This window comes from Ignavibacteriota bacterium (genome assembly GCA_016716225.1).
In the GTDB taxonomy this organism is placed as follows: domain Bacteria; phylum Bacteroidota; class Ignavibacteria; order Ignavibacteriales; family Melioribacteraceae.
Genome location: JADJWT010000001.1, coordinates 2,504,321 through 2,522,580 on the forward strand (window position 1 = coordinate 2,504,321; position 18,260 = coordinate 2,522,580).

Annotated in this window: 18 protein-coding genes; 11 read left to right on the plus strand and 7 right to left on the minus strand. The window is 29.7% G+C overall.

Features of this window, described 5'->3' with window-relative positions:
• Positions 1 to 10 precede the first annotated feature (10 nt).
• From IPM32_11135 to rpmA, 10 genes are all read left to right on the plus strand, one after another.
• Complete coding sequence (locus IPM32_11135) at positions 11 to 1,690, plus strand: T9SS type A sorting domain-containing protein (GenBank protein MBK8945806.1); 1,680 nt, start codon at positions 11 to 13, stop codon at positions 1,688 to 1,690.
• A gap of 80 nt (positions 1,691 to 1,770) precedes the next feature.
• Positions 1,771 to 3,405 (plus strand): M28 family peptidase, encoded by a 1,635-nt coding sequence (locus IPM32_11140; protein MBK8945807.1) that lies wholly within the window; start codon positions 1,771 to 1,773, stop codon positions 3,403 to 3,405.
• The gene (locus IPM32_11145; protein ID MBK8945808.1) at positions 3,402 to 4,217 is read left to right on the plus strand and encodes a phosphate ABC transporter substrate-binding protein; all 816 of its coding nucleotides are present in this window, start codon (positions 3,402 to 3,404) and stop codon (positions 4,215 to 4,217) included. Before IPM32_11140 ends, IPM32_11145 begins: the two co-directional genes overlap by 4 nt.
• A gap of 110 nt (positions 4,218 to 4,327) precedes the next feature.
• Entirely contained in the window at positions 4,328 to 5,224 is an 897-nt protein-coding gene (locus IPM32_11150; protein ID MBK8945809.1) for a phosphate ABC transporter substrate-binding protein, read from the plus strand.
• 8 nt (positions 5,225 to 5,232) lie between these two features.
• Positions 5,233 to 6,243: a phosphate ABC transporter permease subunit PstC gene (gene pstC / locus IPM32_11155; protein ID MBK8945810.1), complete on the plus strand. Its 1,011-nt coding sequence runs from the start codon at positions 5,233 to 5,235 to the stop codon at positions 6,241 to 6,243.
• 7 nt (positions 6,244 to 6,250) lie between these two features.
• Positions 6,251 to 7,198, plus strand: a complete 948-nt coding sequence (gene pstA / locus IPM32_11160) for a phosphate ABC transporter permease PstA (GenBank protein MBK8945811.1) — start codon at positions 6,251 to 6,253, stop codon at positions 7,196 to 7,198.
• Positions 7,199 to 7,215: 17 nt separating this feature from the next.
• Positions 7,216 to 7,974: a phosphate ABC transporter ATP-binding protein gene (locus IPM32_11165; protein ID MBK8945812.1), complete on the plus strand. Its 759-nt coding sequence runs from the start codon at positions 7,216 to 7,218 to the stop codon at positions 7,972 to 7,974.
• 18 nt (positions 7,975 to 7,992) lie between these two features.
• Complete coding sequence (phoU, locus tag IPM32_11170; GenBank protein ID MBK8945813.1) at positions 7,993 to 8,694, plus strand: phosphate signaling complex protein PhoU; 702 nt, start codon at positions 7,993 to 7,995, stop codon at positions 8,692 to 8,694.
• A gap of 90 nt (positions 8,695 to 8,784) precedes the next feature.
• Positions 8,785 to 9,129 (plus strand): 50S ribosomal protein L21, encoded by a 345-nt coding sequence (gene rplU, locus IPM32_11175; protein MBK8945814.1) that lies wholly within the window; start codon positions 8,785 to 8,787, stop codon positions 9,127 to 9,129.
• Positions 9,129 to 9,389, plus strand: coding sequence for a 50S ribosomal protein L27 (gene rpmA / locus IPM32_11180; GenBank protein MBK8945815.1), 261 nt, complete (start codon positions 9,129 to 9,131; stop codon positions 9,387 to 9,389). The genes rplU and rpmA overlap by 1 nt, the downstream gene beginning before the upstream one ends.
• A gap of 124 nt (positions 9,390 to 9,513) precedes the next feature.
• Here rpmA and mdh read toward each other — a convergent pair whose 3' ends face one another.
• The 4 genes from mdh to IPM32_11200 all read right to left on the minus strand — a co-directional run bounded on the left by mdh (position 9,514) and on the right by IPM32_11200 (position 14,411).
• The gene (gene mdh, locus IPM32_11185) at positions 9,514 to 10,479 is read right to left on the minus strand and encodes a malate dehydrogenase (protein ID MBK8945816.1); all 966 of its coding nucleotides are present in this window, start codon (positions 10,477 to 10,479) and stop codon (positions 9,514 to 9,516) included.
• 131 nt (positions 10,480 to 10,610) lie between these two features.
• Positions 10,611 to 11,021, minus strand: coding sequence for an ATP-binding protein (locus IPM32_11190; protein MBK8945817.1), 411 nt, complete (start codon positions 11,019 to 11,021; stop codon positions 10,611 to 10,613).
• A 64-nt stretch (positions 11,022 to 11,085) separates the two neighbouring features.
• Positions 11,086 to 13,005 carry a hypothetical protein gene (locus IPM32_11195; protein MBK8945818.1) on the minus strand — a complete coding sequence of 640 codons (1,920 nt, stop codon included), beginning with the start codon at positions 13,003 to 13,005 and terminating at the stop codon, positions 11,086 to 11,088.
• Positions 13,006 to 13,010: 5 nt separating this feature from the next.
• Positions 13,011 to 14,411, minus strand: a complete 1,401-nt coding sequence (locus IPM32_11200; protein MBK8945819.1) for an MBL fold metallo-hydrolase — start codon at positions 14,409 to 14,411, stop codon at positions 13,011 to 13,013.
• 129 nt (positions 14,412 to 14,540) lie between these two features.
• On the opposite strand from IPM32_11200, the gene pta reads away from it, so the two are divergent.
• Positions 14,541 to 15,521 (plus strand): phosphate acetyltransferase, encoded by a 981-nt coding sequence (gene pta, locus IPM32_11205; protein ID MBK8945820.1) that lies wholly within the window; start codon positions 14,541 to 14,543, stop codon positions 15,519 to 15,521.
• Positions 15,522 to 15,598: 77 nt separating this feature from the next.
• On the opposite strand, the gene IPM32_11210 is transcribed toward pta, so the two are convergent.
• Genes IPM32_11210 through malQ form a run of 3 tightly spaced genes read right to left on the minus strand, consistent with a single transcriptional unit; the run spans position 15,599 to position 18,082 of the window.
• On the minus strand, positions 15,599 to 16,042 hold the full coding sequence (locus IPM32_11210) for a heme-binding domain-containing protein (GenBank protein ID MBK8945821.1): 444 nt from the start codon (positions 16,040 to 16,042) through the stop codon (positions 15,599 to 15,601).
• 20 nt (positions 16,043 to 16,062) lie between these two features.
• A complete protein-coding gene (locus tag IPM32_11215) occupies positions 16,063 to 16,518 on the minus strand; it encodes a TerB family tellurite resistance protein (protein MBK8945822.1) in 456 nt (151 codons plus the stop codon).
• A 22-nt stretch (positions 16,519 to 16,540) separates the two neighbouring features.
• Positions 16,541 to 18,082 carry a 4-alpha-glucanotransferase gene (gene malQ / locus IPM32_11220; GenBank protein ID MBK8945823.1) on the minus strand — a complete coding sequence of 514 codons (1,542 nt, stop codon included), beginning with the start codon at positions 18,080 to 18,082 and terminating at the stop codon, positions 16,541 to 16,543.
• Positions 18,083 to 18,260: the final 178 nt, after the last annotated feature.

Consider the following 18,260-nt stretch of genomic DNA (forward strand, 5'->3'; position numbering starts at 1 on the left):
GGAGAAAAACATGTCTAAAAAATTAAAGACAATTTTGATAACTATGTTATTTTTTGTGGGAACATTATCTGCACAAAATGTAATCACAATCACGGATACAGATATACCGGTAGGGAGTCAAGTAACATTTACATCAGATAATATATATTTGTTAGATGGGATGGTATTTGTAGATAGTGCAGCAGTGTTGACAATAGAGCCTGGAACAATAATAAAAGCAAAAGAAGGTCAAGGTAATGCAGCAAGCGGATTGGTAGTAACAAGATATGGAAAGATCTATGCAGAAGGTACATCAGATAGACCAATAATCTTTACTGCAGAGAGTGATAATTTGGAAGGAAATTTAAGTCACACAGATAGAGGATTATGGGGTGGAGTAGTAATGTTGGGACAAGCTTCAACCAATAATCAAACAACAGATGGATTGAAAGCTGTAGAAGGAGTAAATGAGATAAATGCAGAAAAATCATTATACGGCGGAACAAATGATGAACACAGCAGTGGAGTGTTTAAGTATGTATCAATAAGACATAGCGGAATAAATGTGGGAGATCAAGCCGGAAATGAGATACAAGGATTAACCTTAGGCGGAGTAGGCAGTGGCACAGTGATAGAATATGTAGAAAGTTATGCAAGTGCAGATGATGGATTTGAATTTTTTGGAGGAACGGTAAATACAAGATATATGGTAGCAGCATTTTGTTCAGATGATGCATTTGATACTGATGAAGGATTTAGAGGAAAGGGACAATTTTGGTTTGGAATACAAGCGGAAGATCAAGCTGGAAGAGTAGCGGAGATGGATGGAGCAACGGGAGATGAATATTATACACCATTTTCACATCCGGTATTATCAAATGTAACATACATTGGAGCTGGATTAGGAAGTGCACCTGAAGGAGATGGAGCTGAATGTATAATCTTAAGAGATAATACAGCGGTAGAATATCACAATAGTATATTTACAGAATATGATGATGCAACAAGTGGTTATGGATTAACGATAGAAGACGTTGATAATAGTGGATCAAAGACAGAAGATAGTAGAAAGAGATTTGAAAATGGTGAGATAGTATTCCAGAATAACATTTGGTATAATATGGGAGCTGGAAATGAGTTGACACAATTTATATATCAAGATTTTGCACAAGGATATTTCCAAGATGGAGGAAATGCAAATAGTGTAGCAGATCCGATGTTAAAAGGAATAAGCAGAACAACAGATGGCGGATTAGATCCAAGACCAGAAAGTGGAAGTCCGGCATTGAGTGGAAGTAAAACAATAGAAGATAATTGGTTTGTACCGACAAGTTATGTAGGAGCATTTGGTGGTAATAACTGGTTATTGGGTTGGACTGCATTGGATCAATTAGGTTATGCAGGTAATATTACTGGAATTAAAGAAGAATATTTAAACATTATTCCAGCAGATTTTAAACTTGCTCAGAATTATCCAAATCCGTTTAATCCGACTACAACAATTGAATTTGCAATTCCACAAACAAGCAAAGTTCAATTAAGTATTTATAATGTTTTAGGTCAAGAAATTCAATCACTTTTAAGTGAAGTAAAGAATGCCGGAACTTATAAAATTAATTTCAATGCATCCGAACTTTCAAGTGGAACATATTTTTATAGATTGCAAGCAGGTTCAAAAGTTTATGTAAATAAAATGATTTTAATGAAATAAACCCCTCAGCTAGAAGTACCCTAATCGGGAAAAAAAGGGATGTGCTTTATAGTATGTCCCTTTTTTATTATATTTTTTAAATGAAAAACATAATTAATAGAATTTTAATTGTTCTTTCGTTTATTCCCACTTTAAATATTTTTTCACAAGATTTTTTAGAAAAAATTAAATTCAATTTTGACTCAAATTCATATAAACATCATATAGAAATTTTAGGTAGTGATTTGTTTGAAGGAAGAGGCACCGGCACAAAAGGTGGTGAACTTAGTGCAAATTATATTAGGGAAAAATTTGAAGAAATAAATTTGCTCCCAATTCCAAAAACAAATTCATACTTTCAAGAAGTACCGCTTCATGGTTCTATCCCGCTTGAAAATTCTAACCTAATCATTTTTTCAAATTTAGATACTTTCAGATTAGCGCATCAAAAAGACTATGTAATTATAAATACTGGTGAGCAGACAATAATACCTTATCCCTTAGAAATTTCTTTTTGCGGATATGGAATAAATGCACCGGAATTTGATCACTTTGATTACAGCGAAAATGACGTCACCGGTAAAATAACAATGATTTTAAATGGCGAACCTAATTCAGATGATGTTAATTATTTTAACGGAGCAGAACCAACTATTTATAGTTATAATGATGTTAAAAATAGAATTGCGATTAGTCGCGGTGCTTCTGGAACAATTATTTTGCCAAATACTGAAATTGATAATTCAAACTTTTGGATGAAATTAACAAATGATTATTCTTTTGAAGATGTAAATTTACTTTATACTCCTTCTGAAAATTTTTCAATAATTTTAAATCCTTCAACTGCAAAGAAAATATTTAATATATTACCAAATAATTCTACTCAAGAAATTTCTAAAATAATGAATGAAAAAAAATATTATTTAAGTTATGAAGGAAATTTTCATGAACGAGATTTTATTTCACGAAATGTAATTGGTATTTTAAAACCAGATAATGAAACAAAAGACGAAGTTATAATAATTTCTGCACATTATGATCATTTGGGAATTGGACCAAATGTAAATGGAGATTCAATCTATAACGGTGTTTTGGATAATGCAGTTGGAATAAGTGCATTAATTGAACTCGCAAAAATACTTAAGCAAAATCAATATTTACTTGAGCGCACAATTATTTTTATTGCGGTTACTGGTGAAGAAAAGGGATTGCTTGGCTCAACTTATTATACTGATCATCCAATTTTCCCTTTGTATAAAACAATTGCAAATTTAAATATTGATGGAATTGCATATTTAGATGATTTCAATTCAGTGATTGGAATTGGTTCCGAATTATCACAATTAGAACAATTTTTATTTTCTACTGCAAATTTGCTTAAACTAAAAATTTCGAATATTCCAAAAGAATTTTTTTATCAAGAAGCATTTAATAGGTCTGATCAAATTGCTTTTGCCAAAGCTGGAATTCCTTCAATTTTAATTTTGGATGGAATTGATTATTCAAATCTCTCGCATCAGAAAGCTTTGGAAAAAATATTTTATTACAATGAAAATATTTATCACACTCCTTTTGATGATTTAGAAATTAAGATAAATTATTCAGCTGTTGAAAAACACATTAAATTTTTAACTTATTTTATTTTTCAAGTTTCAAATACAGAGTACGAAATTACTTGGAATCAAAATTCGCCATATAATCTAATTAGACTTCAAACCAAAGCAGAAAAAAGATGAAAATATTTGTAACAATAATTTTATCAATTTTTGTTTCTTCTTGCAGTTTAATAAACGTGGAAAAAACAAATGTATTAAGAATAAAAGGCTCTGATACAATGTTTTTGTTAAATCAAAAACTTGCGGAAAAATTTATGATTGAACATCCGGATATTTCTGTTTATGTTGAAGGCATGGGAACAGTTGAAGGAATAAAATCACTACTAAATTCAAATATTGATATTTGTGCTTCATCCCGAACACTGAATCCGGATGAAGTAAAAGAATTTGCGGCAAAATTTAATTCAGTTGGTATGTCATTTCTAATAGGCAAAGATGCATTATCAGTTTATGTAAATCAAAATAATTCTATTAAAAATATTAGTGTAAATAATTTAGCTAAAATTTTTACTGGAGAAATTAATAATTGGAAAGATATCGGTGGGATCGATTCTGAAATAATTGTAGTTACAAGACCAAATTCATCCGGAACTTATGGATATTTTAAAAAACATGTTTTATTGGATGAAGAATTTAGTGAAAAAGCAATTGTAATTTCTACAACAAAACAAATTGTTGATTTTATAAAAAATAATAAAAATGCAATTGGTTATGGCGGAGTTGGTTACGGTGATGAATCAATAGAAATTTCCATAAATAATTTTAAGCCTTCTGAGGAAAATGTAATTAATGGAAATTATCCTCTTGCAAGATATTTGAGATATTATACGGCAAATAAAATTACTGGAATTACGCAAGAATATATTGATTGGGTTGTAAGTGAAAAAGGTCAAAAAATAATTAAAGAAAACGGTTTTTTCCCGCTATATTAAAAAATTAACAATTATTTAACAATAAATTAACATCACTACTATGTGATGCAGATATATTTAGTTTCTAAAATTTTTTAAGCAATTCAAAAGAAAATTATGAGGAAAATTAAATGAAAAACAAATTGTCATTAGTTGTTACAGCAATATTGATCAGTTTAGTTTTATTTGTCGGTTGTAAGAAAAAGGAAGAAGTTGAGAAATCAATTGTTTCGGTAAAAGGTTCTGATACTATGGTAAATTTATCACAGAAATGGGCTGAAAACTACATGAAGAAAAATCCAAATGCATCAATACAAGTTACTGGCGGCGGTTCTGGCACTGGCATAGCTGCGCTTTTAAATGGAACTATGGATATTGCAAATTCGAGCAGAGAATTAAAAGAAAAAGAATATGAATTAGCAAAAACGAAAAATATTTCACCTAAAGAATTCAAAGTTGCATTGGATGGAATTGCAGTTATTGTAAATCCAACAAACACAATTAATGAATTAACTATGACTCAAATCTTGGAAATTTTCACCGGAAAAATCACAAATTGGAAGCAACTTGGTGGTGAAGATTTGCCTATTGTTTTATATGGAAGAGAAAATAGCAGCGGAACGTATGAATTTTTTAAAGAACATGTATTGGGAAAAGATGAAAGAGGAGAAACTCGAGATTTTGCAAATACAACACAAGTTTTGCAAGGAACTGCAGCTTTAGGTGAAGCAGTAGCTCGTGATAATAAAGGAATTGGATATGGTGGTGTTGGTTATTTTGCAGTTAGAACAGACGTTAAAATTCTAAAAGTAAAGGCAGACGAAACTGCAGAAGGAATTGCCCCGGCACAAGAAGGAAAAGTTAATTATGAGGCAATTTGGAATGGCACTTATTCTATTTCAAGATATTTATATTGCTACACAAATGGTACACCAGATAAAAAAGTTCAAGATTTTATGGATTTTATATTATCAAAAGAAGGTCAAGATTTAGTTAAGCAAATGGAATATATTCCTTTACCTCAATAAAAAATTATATGGTTGATACTACTAAATCTGTAGATAAAATTAAAAATGAAGATTCTGAATTAAGTAAATCAGAGTCTTCTCTTTATGGAAAAAAGATTTCAATAAATGTTAGAATTAAGGAAAAAATTATTGAATATTTTTTTGCGGCAAATGGAATTGTAGCATTAGTTTTTATTATTCTAATTTTTGTTTTTTTGTTTAGAGAAGGAATACAGGCACTTAACAATGTTGGCATTTTAGACTTTATTTATTTTGATCAAATTCAAATTGATAAATCTGTACAAAGATTATATGAATGGTATCCAACATCAAGTGAAGAACGTTATTCACTTTTACCATTAATTGTGGGAACACTGCTTACTGCAATTCCCGCTACATTAATTTCAACTTTTTTTGGAGTTGCTGCCGGAGTTTATTTATCTGAAATTTCAAATCCCAAAGCCCGAGAATTTTTAAAACCAATGATTGAATTATTTGCAAGTATTCCCACAGTTGTTTTAGGATTTTTAATGCTTGTTGTCGGAGCCTCGGTTTTTGATGATTTATTTCATCCATCAAATAGATTAAATGCATTTATAGCTGCACTGGGTTTATCCTTTGTAATAATTCCAATAATTGCCTCAATGACAGAAGATGCATTACGATCAATTCCGAATGATTTGAGAATGGCATCTTATGGTTTAGGCGCAACAAAATGGCAAACAATTAGCCGGGTAATAATTCCAGCCGGATTTAGCGGAGTTTCCGCAAGTATAATATTAGGTTTCGGCAGAGCAATTGGTGAAACTATGATTGTTTTAATGGCTGCAGGAAATGCTTCAAACATTACAACCGATTTATTTTTAAGCGTTAGAACAATGACAGCAACAATTGCAGCGGAAATGGGTGAAGTTTCACAAGGTTCCGATCATTATTATGCATTATTTTTTATTGGGATAATACTTTTTACGATAACGTTTTTTCTTAATCTTATTGCCGAAATAATAATTAATAAAATGCGAAAGAAAAATATTTTTTAGGTGATTTTTGGATATTTCAAAAAAACATAAAGATTTAACCGGGCAATTTTTTATAGGCTTTACAAAATTTATTTTTTTTCTATTAGGTTTTGTACTTTTACTTGTTCTTGGCAAAATAATTTATGAAGGTATTGGAATAATATCTTTAGAATTTATACTTGATGAACCAAAAAATAATATGACTGAAGGCGGTATTGGTCCAGCAATTTTTGGTACATTAGCTGTAACTACAATTATGGTATTATTATCTGTTCCGGTTGGTGTTTCTGCCGCAATTTATCTATCTCAATATGCAAAAGATACATTCTTTACAAGAATTATTAGAACTGCCGTAAATAATTTAGCTGGTGTTCCATCAATTGTTTTTGGGTTATTCGGTTTAGGTTTTTTTATTTTGTTCATTGGCAGAAATTTAGATGAAGTTTTAGAAACCGGATTATTATGGGGACAACCTTGCTTACTTTGGGCTGCAGCAACTCTTAGTGTTTTAGTTTTGCCTATTGTAATAGTATCAACTCTTGAAGCACTTATAGCAGTACCTAAAAGTCATATTGATGCTTCGTTCGGACTTGGAGCAACAAAATGGCAGACAATTAAAAAAGTTGTAATCCCTCAAGCTAAACCCGGAATTTTAACCGGAACAATTTTAGCAATTAGCCGAGGTGTTGGTGAAACGGCACCCATTTTATTTTTAGGTGCTGCATTTTTTCTCCCAAATTTACCAATTGTTGATTTATGCATTGGCGATTATTGTATTCCGATGATAAATCCATCAGAACAATTTATGTATTTGGCATATCATATTTTCATATTAGCAACGCAGTCATCAAATCCAACTTTAACAATGCCAATTCAGTACGGATCAACATTAGTATTAATTGCTATAACTTTTTTATTAAATATTACTGCTATAATTTTAAGATATAAATACAGAAAGCAATTAGGAAAAATTTAAATTAGAGAAATGTTAAGATGAAGAATACCAAAATATTCACTAAAGATTTATGTTTATATTACGGTGATAAACAAGCGCTAAAAGATATTTCATTGCAGATTCCCGAAAAGCAAGTTACCGCATTTATTGGTCCATCTGGCTGTGGAAAATCTACATTTTTAAGAGTGTTAAATAGAATGAATGATTTAATAGGAAATGTTAATATTACCGGTGAAGTAAATATTGATGGAATTAATATTTATGATAAAAATATAGATGTTGTAAATTTACGTAAACGAATTGGAATGGTTTTCCAAAAATCAAATTTATTTCCAAAAACAATTTATGAAAATATAATTTACGGGCCTTCGATAAACGGAATTAGAGATAAGAAAAAACTGGAAGAAATTGTTGAAAAATCTTTAAAGCAATCTGCAATTTGGGAAGAAGTAAAAGATAGATTGCATGAATCGGCACTAAGTCTTTCCGGCGGGCAGCAGCAGCGTTTATGCATTGCACGTGCATTAGCTGTAAAACCGGATATAATTTTAATGGATGAGCCGGCAAGCGCTTTAGATCCAATTTCTACCGCAAAAATTGAAGAATTGATTCATGAACTTAAAGAAAATTATACAATTGTAATTGTTACACACAATATGCAGCAAGCAGCACGCGTAAGTGATAAAACTGCATTTTTCTATCTTGGTGAATTAATTGAGTTTGACGGAACATCTAAAATTTTTACAAATCCATCAAAAAAACAGACAGAAGATTACATAACCGGTAGATTTGGTTAAAAAAAATTTGAGGCAAAAATGGAAAGACAATTTGAAATTCATCTCGGAAAATTAAGAACGCGAATTATAAAAATGTCAAGTTTGGTTGAAGACCAAATGGAATTGGCAATTCGTGCAATCAATGAAGAAAATCTTGAATTGACAAATTTAATAATTGAGCGTGAAGATAAAATAAATAAGCTTGATAGAAAAATTGAAAAAACATGTCAGAAAATTATTGCACTCAGTCAACCGGTTGCAATTGATTTGAGATTAGTTTTATCTGCATTAACAATAAATACAAATTTGGAAAGAATTGGCGATTTGGCAAAAAATATTGCAAGAAGTTTTCAAAATTTGAAAAAAAAACCAGCATTTATAAATTCTACGCATTTTCATGATATGACAATTATTGTTAAGAAAATGTTAAAAGATGCAATTGATTCATTCAATAATAACGATGCGGAACTTGCTAAAAAAGTTATTGAATCTGACGTTAAACTTGATAATTTATTTGCAGAAAATAGAAAATTGCTAATTAATATTATGAAAGAAAATTCAAATAATATTGATGAAGCTTTAAGTATTTTAGAAATTTGTCGTCATTTAGAAAGAACCGGTGATCACTCTACAAACATTGCTGAAGATGTGTACTTCATTGTTGAAGCTCAACTTATAAAACACAAATATGAAAAGTATATATATTCGGAAATTGAAGATGAAGATGAAGACGATAATTAAATTTTGCAATTTTTAATAAAATTTAATATTTGACAATATTTATTCATTTCCGTACTTTTACAAGTCTAATTAAGATTTAATGGAGAAAAAATGTACGCAGTTGTTGATATTTTAGGACAACAATTTAAAGTTGAAGAAAAAGCTAAATATTATGTACCTAAATTAGATTCTGAAGTTAATAAATCTATTACTTTTGATAATATTTTACTTTTTTCTGATGGAAATACTACATCAATAGGAAATCCATCTGTAAAGGGTGTGAAAGTTAAAGCAAAAGTTTTAGAACATTTAAAAGATGAAAAAGTTATTGTTTTTAAGAAAATAAGAAGAAAATCATACAAATTAAAAAATGGTCATAGACAACAGCTTTCAAGAATAGAAATTACGAATATTTCTACGACCAAATCCAAAGCTGCTGAAAAGGAGAGTGAATAATGGCTCATAAAAAAGGTCAAGGTTCAACCAGAAACGGAAGAGATAGTAATCCTCAGTATCTTGGTGTAAAAAGATTTGGCGGTGAAAAAATTACAGCAGGTTCTATTTTAGTTAGACAAAGAGGAACAAAATTTCATCCCGGTAACAATGTAAAAATTGGAAGTGACGATACATTATTTTCTGTTATCGATGGATTTGTAAAATTTGAAGTAAAAAGAAATAATAGAAAATATATCAGCGTTTACGAAAGTTTAAGTTAAATTTTAATGTTTATCAGAAAATTAAACCCCTCATTTGAGGGGTTTTTTGTTTTTAAAGTTTTTTAAGAATCTAATAAATATTCTTAAAACATTACATATTTTAAAATGTGAAGTTTAATAAAAATTAAAATCCCAATCTATCCATATCTGCAACTAAATCAGTAACTGCTTTAACTGAATTATTAAATAAAGTTTGCTCTTCATCATTCAACGTAACTTCAAGAATTTTTTCGCATCCATTTTCACCTAAAACTGCAGGAACGCCAACATAATATCCATTAACACCGTAATCACCATTTAAGTAAACGCATGATGCTAAAACTCTTTTTTGATCACCTAAAATAGATTCAGCCATTGCAATTGCTGCAGAAGCTGGTGAATAAAATGCTGAACCGGTTTTTAATAATTTCACAACTTCACCGCCAGCCATTTTTGTTCTTTCAACCATTGCATTCATTACTTCTTTGGCTTTTGCAGAATTATTATATTTCCTTTCCAATAATTCCATTACCGGAACGCCGTTTACATTTGCATATCTAACTAGTGGAACCATTGTGTCTCCGTGTCCGCCTAAAACCATAGCATTTACATCTTTTACCGAAACACCTAATTCCCATGCGATGAATGTTGAAAATCTTGATGAATCTAAAACTCCGGCTTGACCAATCACTTTATGATGTGGAAATCCGGAAACTTTTTGGAAAAGTGTAACCATTGCATCTAATGGATTAGAAATAATAATCACAATTGAATTTGGTGCAAATTCTTTAACACCTTCTGCAACAATTTTCATTATTTTTGCATTAGTAACTAATAAATCGTCTCTGCTCATTCCGGGTTTACGAGGTAATCCAGCGGTAACAATAACTAAATCAGAGCCAGCAATTTCGCTGTATTGATTTGCGCCTTTTAAACTTACATCAAATCCATCAATGCGAGATGCTTCCGCAATATCAAGTGTTTTGCCTTGCGGCATATCTTCAACTATATCAAATAAAACAACATCTGCTAATTCTTTAAATGCAATAAGTTGGGCTAAAACGCCACCAATTTGTCCGCCACCAATAAGCGCAATTTTTTTCTTAGCCATTGTGTTCACTCCTTATATTATTTTTAATAAAACCTTACTATCCTAAAATAAGAATTTGTTGTTATAATTACATAATAAAATACTTTAAATATTTGATGAAATTTATTTGGAATAATTTTATTCGAATGGATTTATAAATTAAACGATAGAATTAATTCAGTATTTTCCTTTAAAAACTTATATTCAACATCGTCTGCCAAAGACTTCATAATAAATAAACCGCGTCCGCTTCCTTTTAAAATATTTTCCGGAATTGTTGGATCTGGAATATCTTTCGGATTAAAACCGTTTCCTTCATCCTTAATTGATATTTTAATTTTTCGTTTTAAAATTGAGATGCTTACAAAAATATTTTTATTCGGATTTGAATTATTTCCATGAATAATACTATTTGCAGCAGCTTCAGCAATTGCCATTTCGATGGAATTCTTCTTTTCTTCACTAATATTAATTTCACTTTGAATTGAGTCTAAAATGAAACTTTCTATTTTAGGGAGAAGTTCAGGATTACTCTTAAATTTATGTTTAAAACTTTTACTCACGAGCAATAAAATTCATTTAAATATTGTAAAAAAAATACTTTTTATTGTTAACAATTGCAATTTATTAAATCCGCCAATTTACCGAAAAATATAGATTTGCTAATTCACGTTTTACATTTTCTTCGTTTGAAATAAATTCATACCAGCCGTATAAACCTAAATCTATATTTTGCATTCTAACTAAAAAATTTGTAATAGGTCCCACGCTATTATATTTTGTTGTTAAATATTTTTTATTATCGGCATTGTATCCAAATGTTTGAAGACTAAATAATCTTAAACCAACGCCAATTTTTATTTGAGAATATTTTATGTTGAAAATCGGTTCTAAAAAATATTCAGCTAAATATCTTTCGGGATTATTTGTGAAATTTGACCAAACAAAATCTCCTTGTTCAGAAAGTTTTACATAACCGGAAAAATCCGCAAAAACTTTTTTATATAATTTTAGCGACGTTGAATCTTTTGCAGTAAACTGACGAAATGAAAAACTTTTAATATTTGGAATTACATCTTCAAAATCGTACGATGTATAATTTGCAGAAACTTCAAAAGTATTTTTAGAATATAAATTTGTTCCTAAATATTCTCCGCCCGAACTCAGTTTAATATTTCTTCGTGTATTATTGTTAGAACTTCTTTCGGCAAAAATGTAAACTATGTGATTAATACTTCCCTCAATATTTAAGAAAAAATTAAAAAGGTGATTAAAAGATTTTAAATATGATAAACGCAATATTGATAAAAGCTCGTCACGATCATCAAAATTATCTTCACTCGGAGTATCATAAATTAATTTTCTATGAAGCAATGTAAAAAGTAAATTATCAGAATTTGTGATTGAATAATTTCCTACTGCAGAAATTGTTGTGTACTGCGAATTATTATTTTTTCGTTTTTCAAGCTGAGTGCGTTGATCAAAAATAATATTATTTGAATTTAAAATTTTCTTAGCGGAATATTTTTCATCTCTTTCACTATAATCAATTTTAATTCTACCAAAAAAACTTTCGCTGTTATATTCTGTTATGCCCGAAAAATCGAGCCGAAATTCATTTATCTGCGAATCAAAAGTTGATAATTCAATGTTTGTTAGATTTTTAAATTTTGTAATTCTATCAATATTTCTATATGATGCGCGTCCGCTTAAATCAAAATAAAAATCTGAATTAAATCTTGAATTGAAAATTCTTTCTTCAATAAAATATCTGTTTTCAATTCTGCTTTGAATATTCTTCGAAATATTATAAATGTTTGAAGTTAAAGAATCAGCTTCAAAATAAAAATCTTTTCGTACATTACTGTAATCTCCAGAAATTAAATTTGTTAAGTTTAAATCAAAATCATTTTTAACTTTTATTGATACAAGTCGGTTATAATTTTTTCTTGGAGAAATATCTTCATTTTGAAAATTTAGATTAGATGAAATTTGAAATTCATTTAAATTATATTTTTCTAACAAAATATTTGAACCATAAATTGCACCGCGGTCATCTTCATTTACTTGTTTATTAATTGAATAACCGACGTATGGAATTACTTTAAATTGATCGATCGGAGAATATTTTGTATAAATTGTAGAATGCAAAATTGATGCTTCGTTAATAGCAATTTTTCTGTCGTTGGAATAAATATTATTTTGAGTTAAAACACCAATTTGAAAAGTTGGAACATATTTATATTCTCCAATAAGTGAAAGCGATTGTTCATCTTTAATATTTTTTATTGTTGAACTAACAAGTGAAGAAAAATAATTTTCGTTTAATCCAAAGAAAAAATTATCCGAGTTTTGTGCAATAGCCAATCCGGAATTAAGATCAAGCGTGTTTAATCTTTTTGAAAATGACGTTCTAAAAATATTCCTTTGATATTTAGAATAATTAAAATTTAAACTGTCGCTAATAGTTTGAGAAAACAAGATTGCTGGAAACACCAAAATTAACGCAGATATTTTATTGAATATTTTCACAAAATTATTTTGCACATTGTTTAATCCAGTACAAATACATCACCTTTATCTGGAATTGTAACTTTAGCAAATCCGTTTTCTAAAATTCTATTCTTAAATATTTCTTGCTGATCCAATTCGCCGTGAACAAGAAAAATATTTTTCAACATTTTTTTATCAAAATTATTAACATAAGTAATAAGTTCATTTTCATCGGCGTGTGCACTAAATGAATTTAAAACAATTACTTCTGCTTTAAGTTTATATTCATCGCCAAAAATTTTCACATATTCGTTTTTATCCATTATTTTTCTACCTAATGTATCTTGCGCAGAATAACCAACCATTAAAATTATGTTGTTTGGATTTTCAATATTATTTTTTAGATGATGCAGAATTCTTCCAGCTTCAGCCATTCCGGAGCTTGAAATAATCATTAATGGTCCATTATATGAATTTAATTCTTTGGATTCAGAAACTTCAGAGATATAATTTAATTGATTAAATCCAAATGGATCTTTATTCTTTAAAATAAATTCTTCGGTTTCATTATCAAAGCATTCAGGATGAAGTCTGAAAACTTCAGTTGCATTTACGGAAAGTGGACTATCAACATAAACCGGAATTTTTGGAGCATCGCCTCTTTGAAAAATTCTATGTAAAGCATAAACTAATTCTTGAGTTCTTCCAACACTAAAAGCTGGTACAATAATTTTTGCATTTCGTTGTGCTGCACGGTTAATAACTCTCGCTAGTTGATGTTCAGAATCCTTTGGATTATCATGACTTCTACCACCGTATGTACTTTCGCAAATAAAATAATCTACATCTCTAATTTTTTCTGGATCTCGAAGAATAGGCAAATTTGGTCGTCCCAAATCTCCGCTAAATCCAACTTTAATTTCTTTTCCATTTTCATTTATTGTTAAATGCGAAACTACTGAGCCCAGAATATGTCCGGCATCTGCAAAATATAATTTAATATCAGGAGTAATTTCAATTTCATGATGATAATTTAATCCAACAAAAAGTTTTAAAGTTTTTGAAACATCACTGGGAGTGTAAAGGGGTTCAAATAAATTTTTACCTTGTTTGGATCTTGCTTTATTTACAAACTCAACATCTTTTTCTTGAATATGTGCACTATCTCTAAGCATTATTGTAACTAAGTCTCTTGTAGCAAAAGTCGAATAAATTTTTCCTTTAAATCCCTTACTAACTAGTGTGGGTAAATTTCCAGAGTGATCAATATGTGCGTGAGTTAAAATTACAAAATCAATTTCTTGTGGATCAAAAAAATGAAAATTTCTATTTATTTCAAAAGCCTCTTTTCTTTTCCCTTGATATAATCCGCAATCGACTAAAAATTTTGTGCTTCCGGTTGTAACTAAATGCATTGATCCAGTTACAGTTTTTGCTGCACCAATAAATTGAATTTCCATAAATTTCCCTAGAAAATTTGTTTAAGAAAATATTTTGCTTAAAATAACAAAATTTGAAAATATATTTATAATTAAGTGAATTTCGATTTTATTATATTTAGGTAAAATAAAAATTAAAAATGGATAGTTATGGCAGATTTAAAATTAATTGAAGAAATCAAATCAAAAGCAAAAAATTTAAGAAGAACAATTGTACTTCCCGAAGCACATGATGACAGAGTATTAAAAGCAGCTCAAAAACTAACAAATGAGGGAATTGCAAAAGTTATCACACTTGGAAATGAAGATAAAATTCGTTCAAGAGCAAGAGAATTGGAATGCGATCTTTCCGGAGTTAGAATTATTGATTATGAAAAATCAGAAATGTTTAGTGATTTTTCCAACATATTTTATAATATGAGAAAACACAAAGGTGTTACAATTGAGCAAGCAAGAGAAACTTTAAAGCGCGATTTATTTTTCGGTGCAATGATGGTAAAAGAATCAAAAGCAGATGGATTTGTTGCTGGCTCAACTGCATCTACCGGAGATGTATTACGAGCAGCTTTGCAATGTGTTGGAATGCCTGAGGGGATTTCAATTGTATCAAGTTTCTTTTTGATGATTTTTCCGGAAAGAGTTTTTTCTTTTGCGGATTGTGCAGTTGTTCCAAATCCGGATGCTGCACAGTTAGCTGATATTGCAATTACAACCGCAGAAAATCATAAAAAATTAACCGGAGAAGAACCTTATGTTGCCATGCTTTCTTTCTCAACAAAAGGAAGTGCAAATCACGAATTGGTTGATAAAGTTTTGGAAGCTACATCAATTGCGAAAAGTAAAAAACCGGAATTAATGATTGATGGCGAACTTCAATTTGATGCGGCAATTGTTGAATCGATTGGAAAGAAGAAAGCTCCTGAAAGCAATGTTGCCGGTCGTGCTAATGTTTTGGTTTTCCCGGATTTACAAGCCGGAAATATTGGTTACAAAATTGCACAAAGATTGGGCGGCGCAGAAGCTGTTGGCCCGGTTGTACAAGGATTGAAAAAACCACTATTTGATTTAAGCCGCGGATGCAGTGTTGATGATATCGTTAATACTTCTGCAATTGCTGCTTTGATGGCATAAATAATCTTATGATTTTTAAAATAATGCCGAATTTATTTCGGCATTATCATTTTAAATTAAATCAAAAAATATAATTTCTATAACGAATCTTTTTGTGCAGAAAACCAATTTGCTAAATAATTTTTTTGATCATCTGTAAGTTCTGCTTCGGAATGCATCATAACATAACCTTGCATCGGCATTTCACCGGATTTTACCATTTCAATACATTCATCTAATTTATGCAATTTCTTTTCATTATCATATTCATTCCAAGTTGAAAAATTTAAATGACGTCTTCCCTCATCAATATGATTTTTCAACAGCCAAGAAACTGGCGCAATTTCTGCATACCAAGGATATTTTGTTTCGTATGAATGACAATCATAACATGCATTTTTTAACATTGTTTTTATTTCCGTTGTTGGATTCGAAATTCTAAAAATATCATTTGTGTAATTTATATCCGGAACAGATTTATCAATTCTAATGAATTGAATTACAACAAAAATTCCTAAAATTATTAAAATAGTTTTCTTCATTTGATTCCTTTATTTAATAATTATAAACCTAATTCTGTTTTAACTTCAAGTTTTGCAGCAATTCTGTCTTTATGGGTTAGAAATAAATTATTGCATATTTTTTTGATGTAATGTTCTTCATACATATCCAAATTTCCATCGGCAAAAGCAATTTGCCAAAGATTTTTAATTAGATTGTACTTTTCATTACTATCAAAATTTTTGTTAACAATTTCTGTAAACTCATAAATACTTACAGATTTTTTTACTTCTTCTTTAGATTTGGAAATAAGCAAAGCAATTTCATCATCAGAAAGTTTAAAATTATTTCTCATAATATTAATAATTTTTTTTTCTTCACTTTCGCTAATATTATCATCAATATTTGCAACTTCCAAAAATAATGCGCATGCCGCAACTTTTAGTGCATGTTTTTTTGAAGTTTCATCAGAATTAATTTTGCTGGTATTTAGTGCATTTAAAATAAATTCAAGCATAAGTTTCCTATTAATTCCATAATTATTTTTCTTTAATTCCTTGTAATAATTGTGTTTCTGATTTTACTTTATTTCGTTCATAAAGTTCAACAAGAGATTTTAAATATAGTGAAAGATTTGGATTTACTTGATTCCATTCAAATCTCCAAGTCCAATTTCCGCCTAATTTTCCGGGGAAATTCATTCTTGCTTCTGTTCCTAATCCCAAAATATCTTGCATTGGAATTACAACAAAATTTGCGACTGAAGCATATGCAGTTCTGATTAATTCTTGGGTTAAATTATCGCCATAATAATTTAAATATTTTTGTGTCCACTCATAAACTCCAGTATTGTTTTCTCTTTCTTTCTCAAAAAATCCGGTTGTAGTATCATTATCATGTGAACCTGTATAAACAACACAATTTTTAACATAATTGTGAGGGAGAAAATTTTTATCACCATTTGGTCCAAATGAAAACTGCAAAATTTTCATTCCCGGAAATCCGAAATCATCTCGAAGTTTTTCAACACCAGGTGTAATAACTCCCAAATCCTCTGCAATTATTGGAAGATCTCCAAGATCCTTTTTAATTTCATTAAATAATTCTCTACCCGGAGCTTTTACCCAGCGACCGATTTGTGCAGTTGGTGCGTCACCGGGAATTTCCCAATAAGCTTCCAAACCTCTAAAGTGATCGATTCTTATTATATCAACTAATTCTAACGTTTTTAAAATTCTTTTCTTCCACCAGTTGAAATTATCTTTTTGGATTTCATCCCATTTGTAAAGTGGATTTCCCCAAAGTTGACCGGTTGCTGAAAAATAATCTGGTGGAACTCCAGCTTTAGTTTCAAGTTTTCCATCTTCAGCAACAGAAAATAAATTTTTATTTGCCCAAAGATCAGAACTGTCATAAGCAATAAAAATTGGAATATCACCGACTATTTTTATCCCTTTAGAGTTTGCATAATTTTTCAACTTTTTCCATTGTGAATAAAAAGTATATTGCAGAAATTTTTGGAAATTAAACCGATATTCCAATTTATCTTTCCATTTCTCAACTGAATTATTATTTCTGAAGGCAATATCTTGTTCCCATTCCGTCCATAATTTACCGCCGTGAAATTCTTTAACTGCCATAAATAATGCATAATCATCAAGCCAATATGCATTTTCATTACAGAAATCTCCGCAATTTTGTGAAAATATTTTTCCGGAAATTTTATAATTCTGAAAAGCGATTGAAAGTAATTGAAATTTCACTTCAATAAGTTTTCCAAAATCAATATTATTTTTTTGAAAATGCGGGATACTTTTTAAATCATTTTCAGAAAGCAATCCGTCTTCTTTAAGAAAATCCAAATCTATTAATAATGGATTTCCGGCAAATGTAGAAAAAGATTGATATGGCGAATCTCCATAACCGGTTGGACCTAAAGGGAAAATTTGCCAAAGTTTTTGTCCAGATTCAGCTAAAAAATCAACAAAATGGTAAGCATTTTTTCCAATTGTGCCTATACCGTAATCTCCAGGCAGAGAAGTTGGGTGAAGTAAAATTCCGGCGCTTCTTTCGAATTTCATAATATTTCCTACTTTTATTAAAAAAAATGAAAATTAATATTGAGTTTAATAAATTATTTTTTATTTTCTGTCCACAAAATTTTGGAACTGAATAATAAATTCCGAGCTTAATTTTTTAAATTTTTTATTTGAAATAATTAATCATTTGTTTAATTTTCGTGCCCGATGTTGTCAGTCT

Coding starts and splice junctions, on each gene's coding strand:
- IPM32_11135 (MBK8945806.1), top strand. CDS start 11: ATGTCTAAAAAATTAAAGACAATTTTGATAACTATGTTATTTTTTGTG.
- IPM32_11140 (MBK8945807.1), top strand. CDS start 1,771: ATGAAAAACATAATTAATAGAATTTTAATTGTTCTTTCGTTTATTCCC.
- IPM32_11145 (MBK8945808.1), top strand. CDS start 3,402: ATGAAAATATTTGTAACAATAATTTTATCAATTTTTGTTTCTTCTTGC.
- IPM32_11150 (MBK8945809.1), top strand. CDS start 4,328: ATGAAAAACAAATTGTCATTAGTTGTTACAGCAATATTGATCAGTTTA.
- pstC (MBK8945810.1), top strand. CDS start 5,233: ATGGTTGATACTACTAAATCTGTAGATAAAATTAAAAATGAAGATTCT.
- IPM32_11165 (MBK8945812.1), top strand. CDS start 7,216: ATGAAGAATACCAAAATATTCACTAAAGATTTATGTTTATATTACGGT.
- phoU (MBK8945813.1), top strand. CDS start 7,993: ATGGAAAGACAATTTGAAATTCATCTCGGAAAATTAAGAACGCGAATT.
- rplU (MBK8945814.1), top strand. CDS start 8,785: ATGTACGCAGTTGTTGATATTTTAGGACAACAATTTAAAGTTGAAGAA.
- rpmA (MBK8945815.1), top strand. CDS start 9,129: ATGGCTCATAAAAAAGGTCAAGGTTCAACCAGAAACGGAAGAGATAGT.
- mdh (MBK8945816.1), bottom strand. CDS start 10,479: ATGGCTAAGAAAAAAATTGCGCTTATTGGTGGCGGACAAATTGGTGGC.
- IPM32_11200 (MBK8945819.1), bottom strand. CDS start 14,411: ATGGAAATTCAATTTATTGGTGCAGCAAAAACTGTAACTGGATCAATG.
- pta (MBK8945820.1), top strand. CDS start 14,541: ATGGCAGATTTAAAATTAATTGAAGAAATCAAATCAAAAGCAAAAAAT.
- IPM32_11210 (MBK8945821.1), bottom strand. CDS start 16,042: ATGAAGAAAACTATTTTAATAATTTTAGGAATTTTTGTTGTAATTCAA.
- IPM32_11215 (MBK8945822.1), bottom strand. CDS start 16,518: ATGCTTGAATTTATTTTAAATGCACTAAATACCAGCAAAATTAATTCT.
- malQ (MBK8945823.1), bottom strand. CDS start 18,082: ATGAAATTCGAAAGAAGCGCCGGAATTTTACTTCACCCAACTTCTCTG.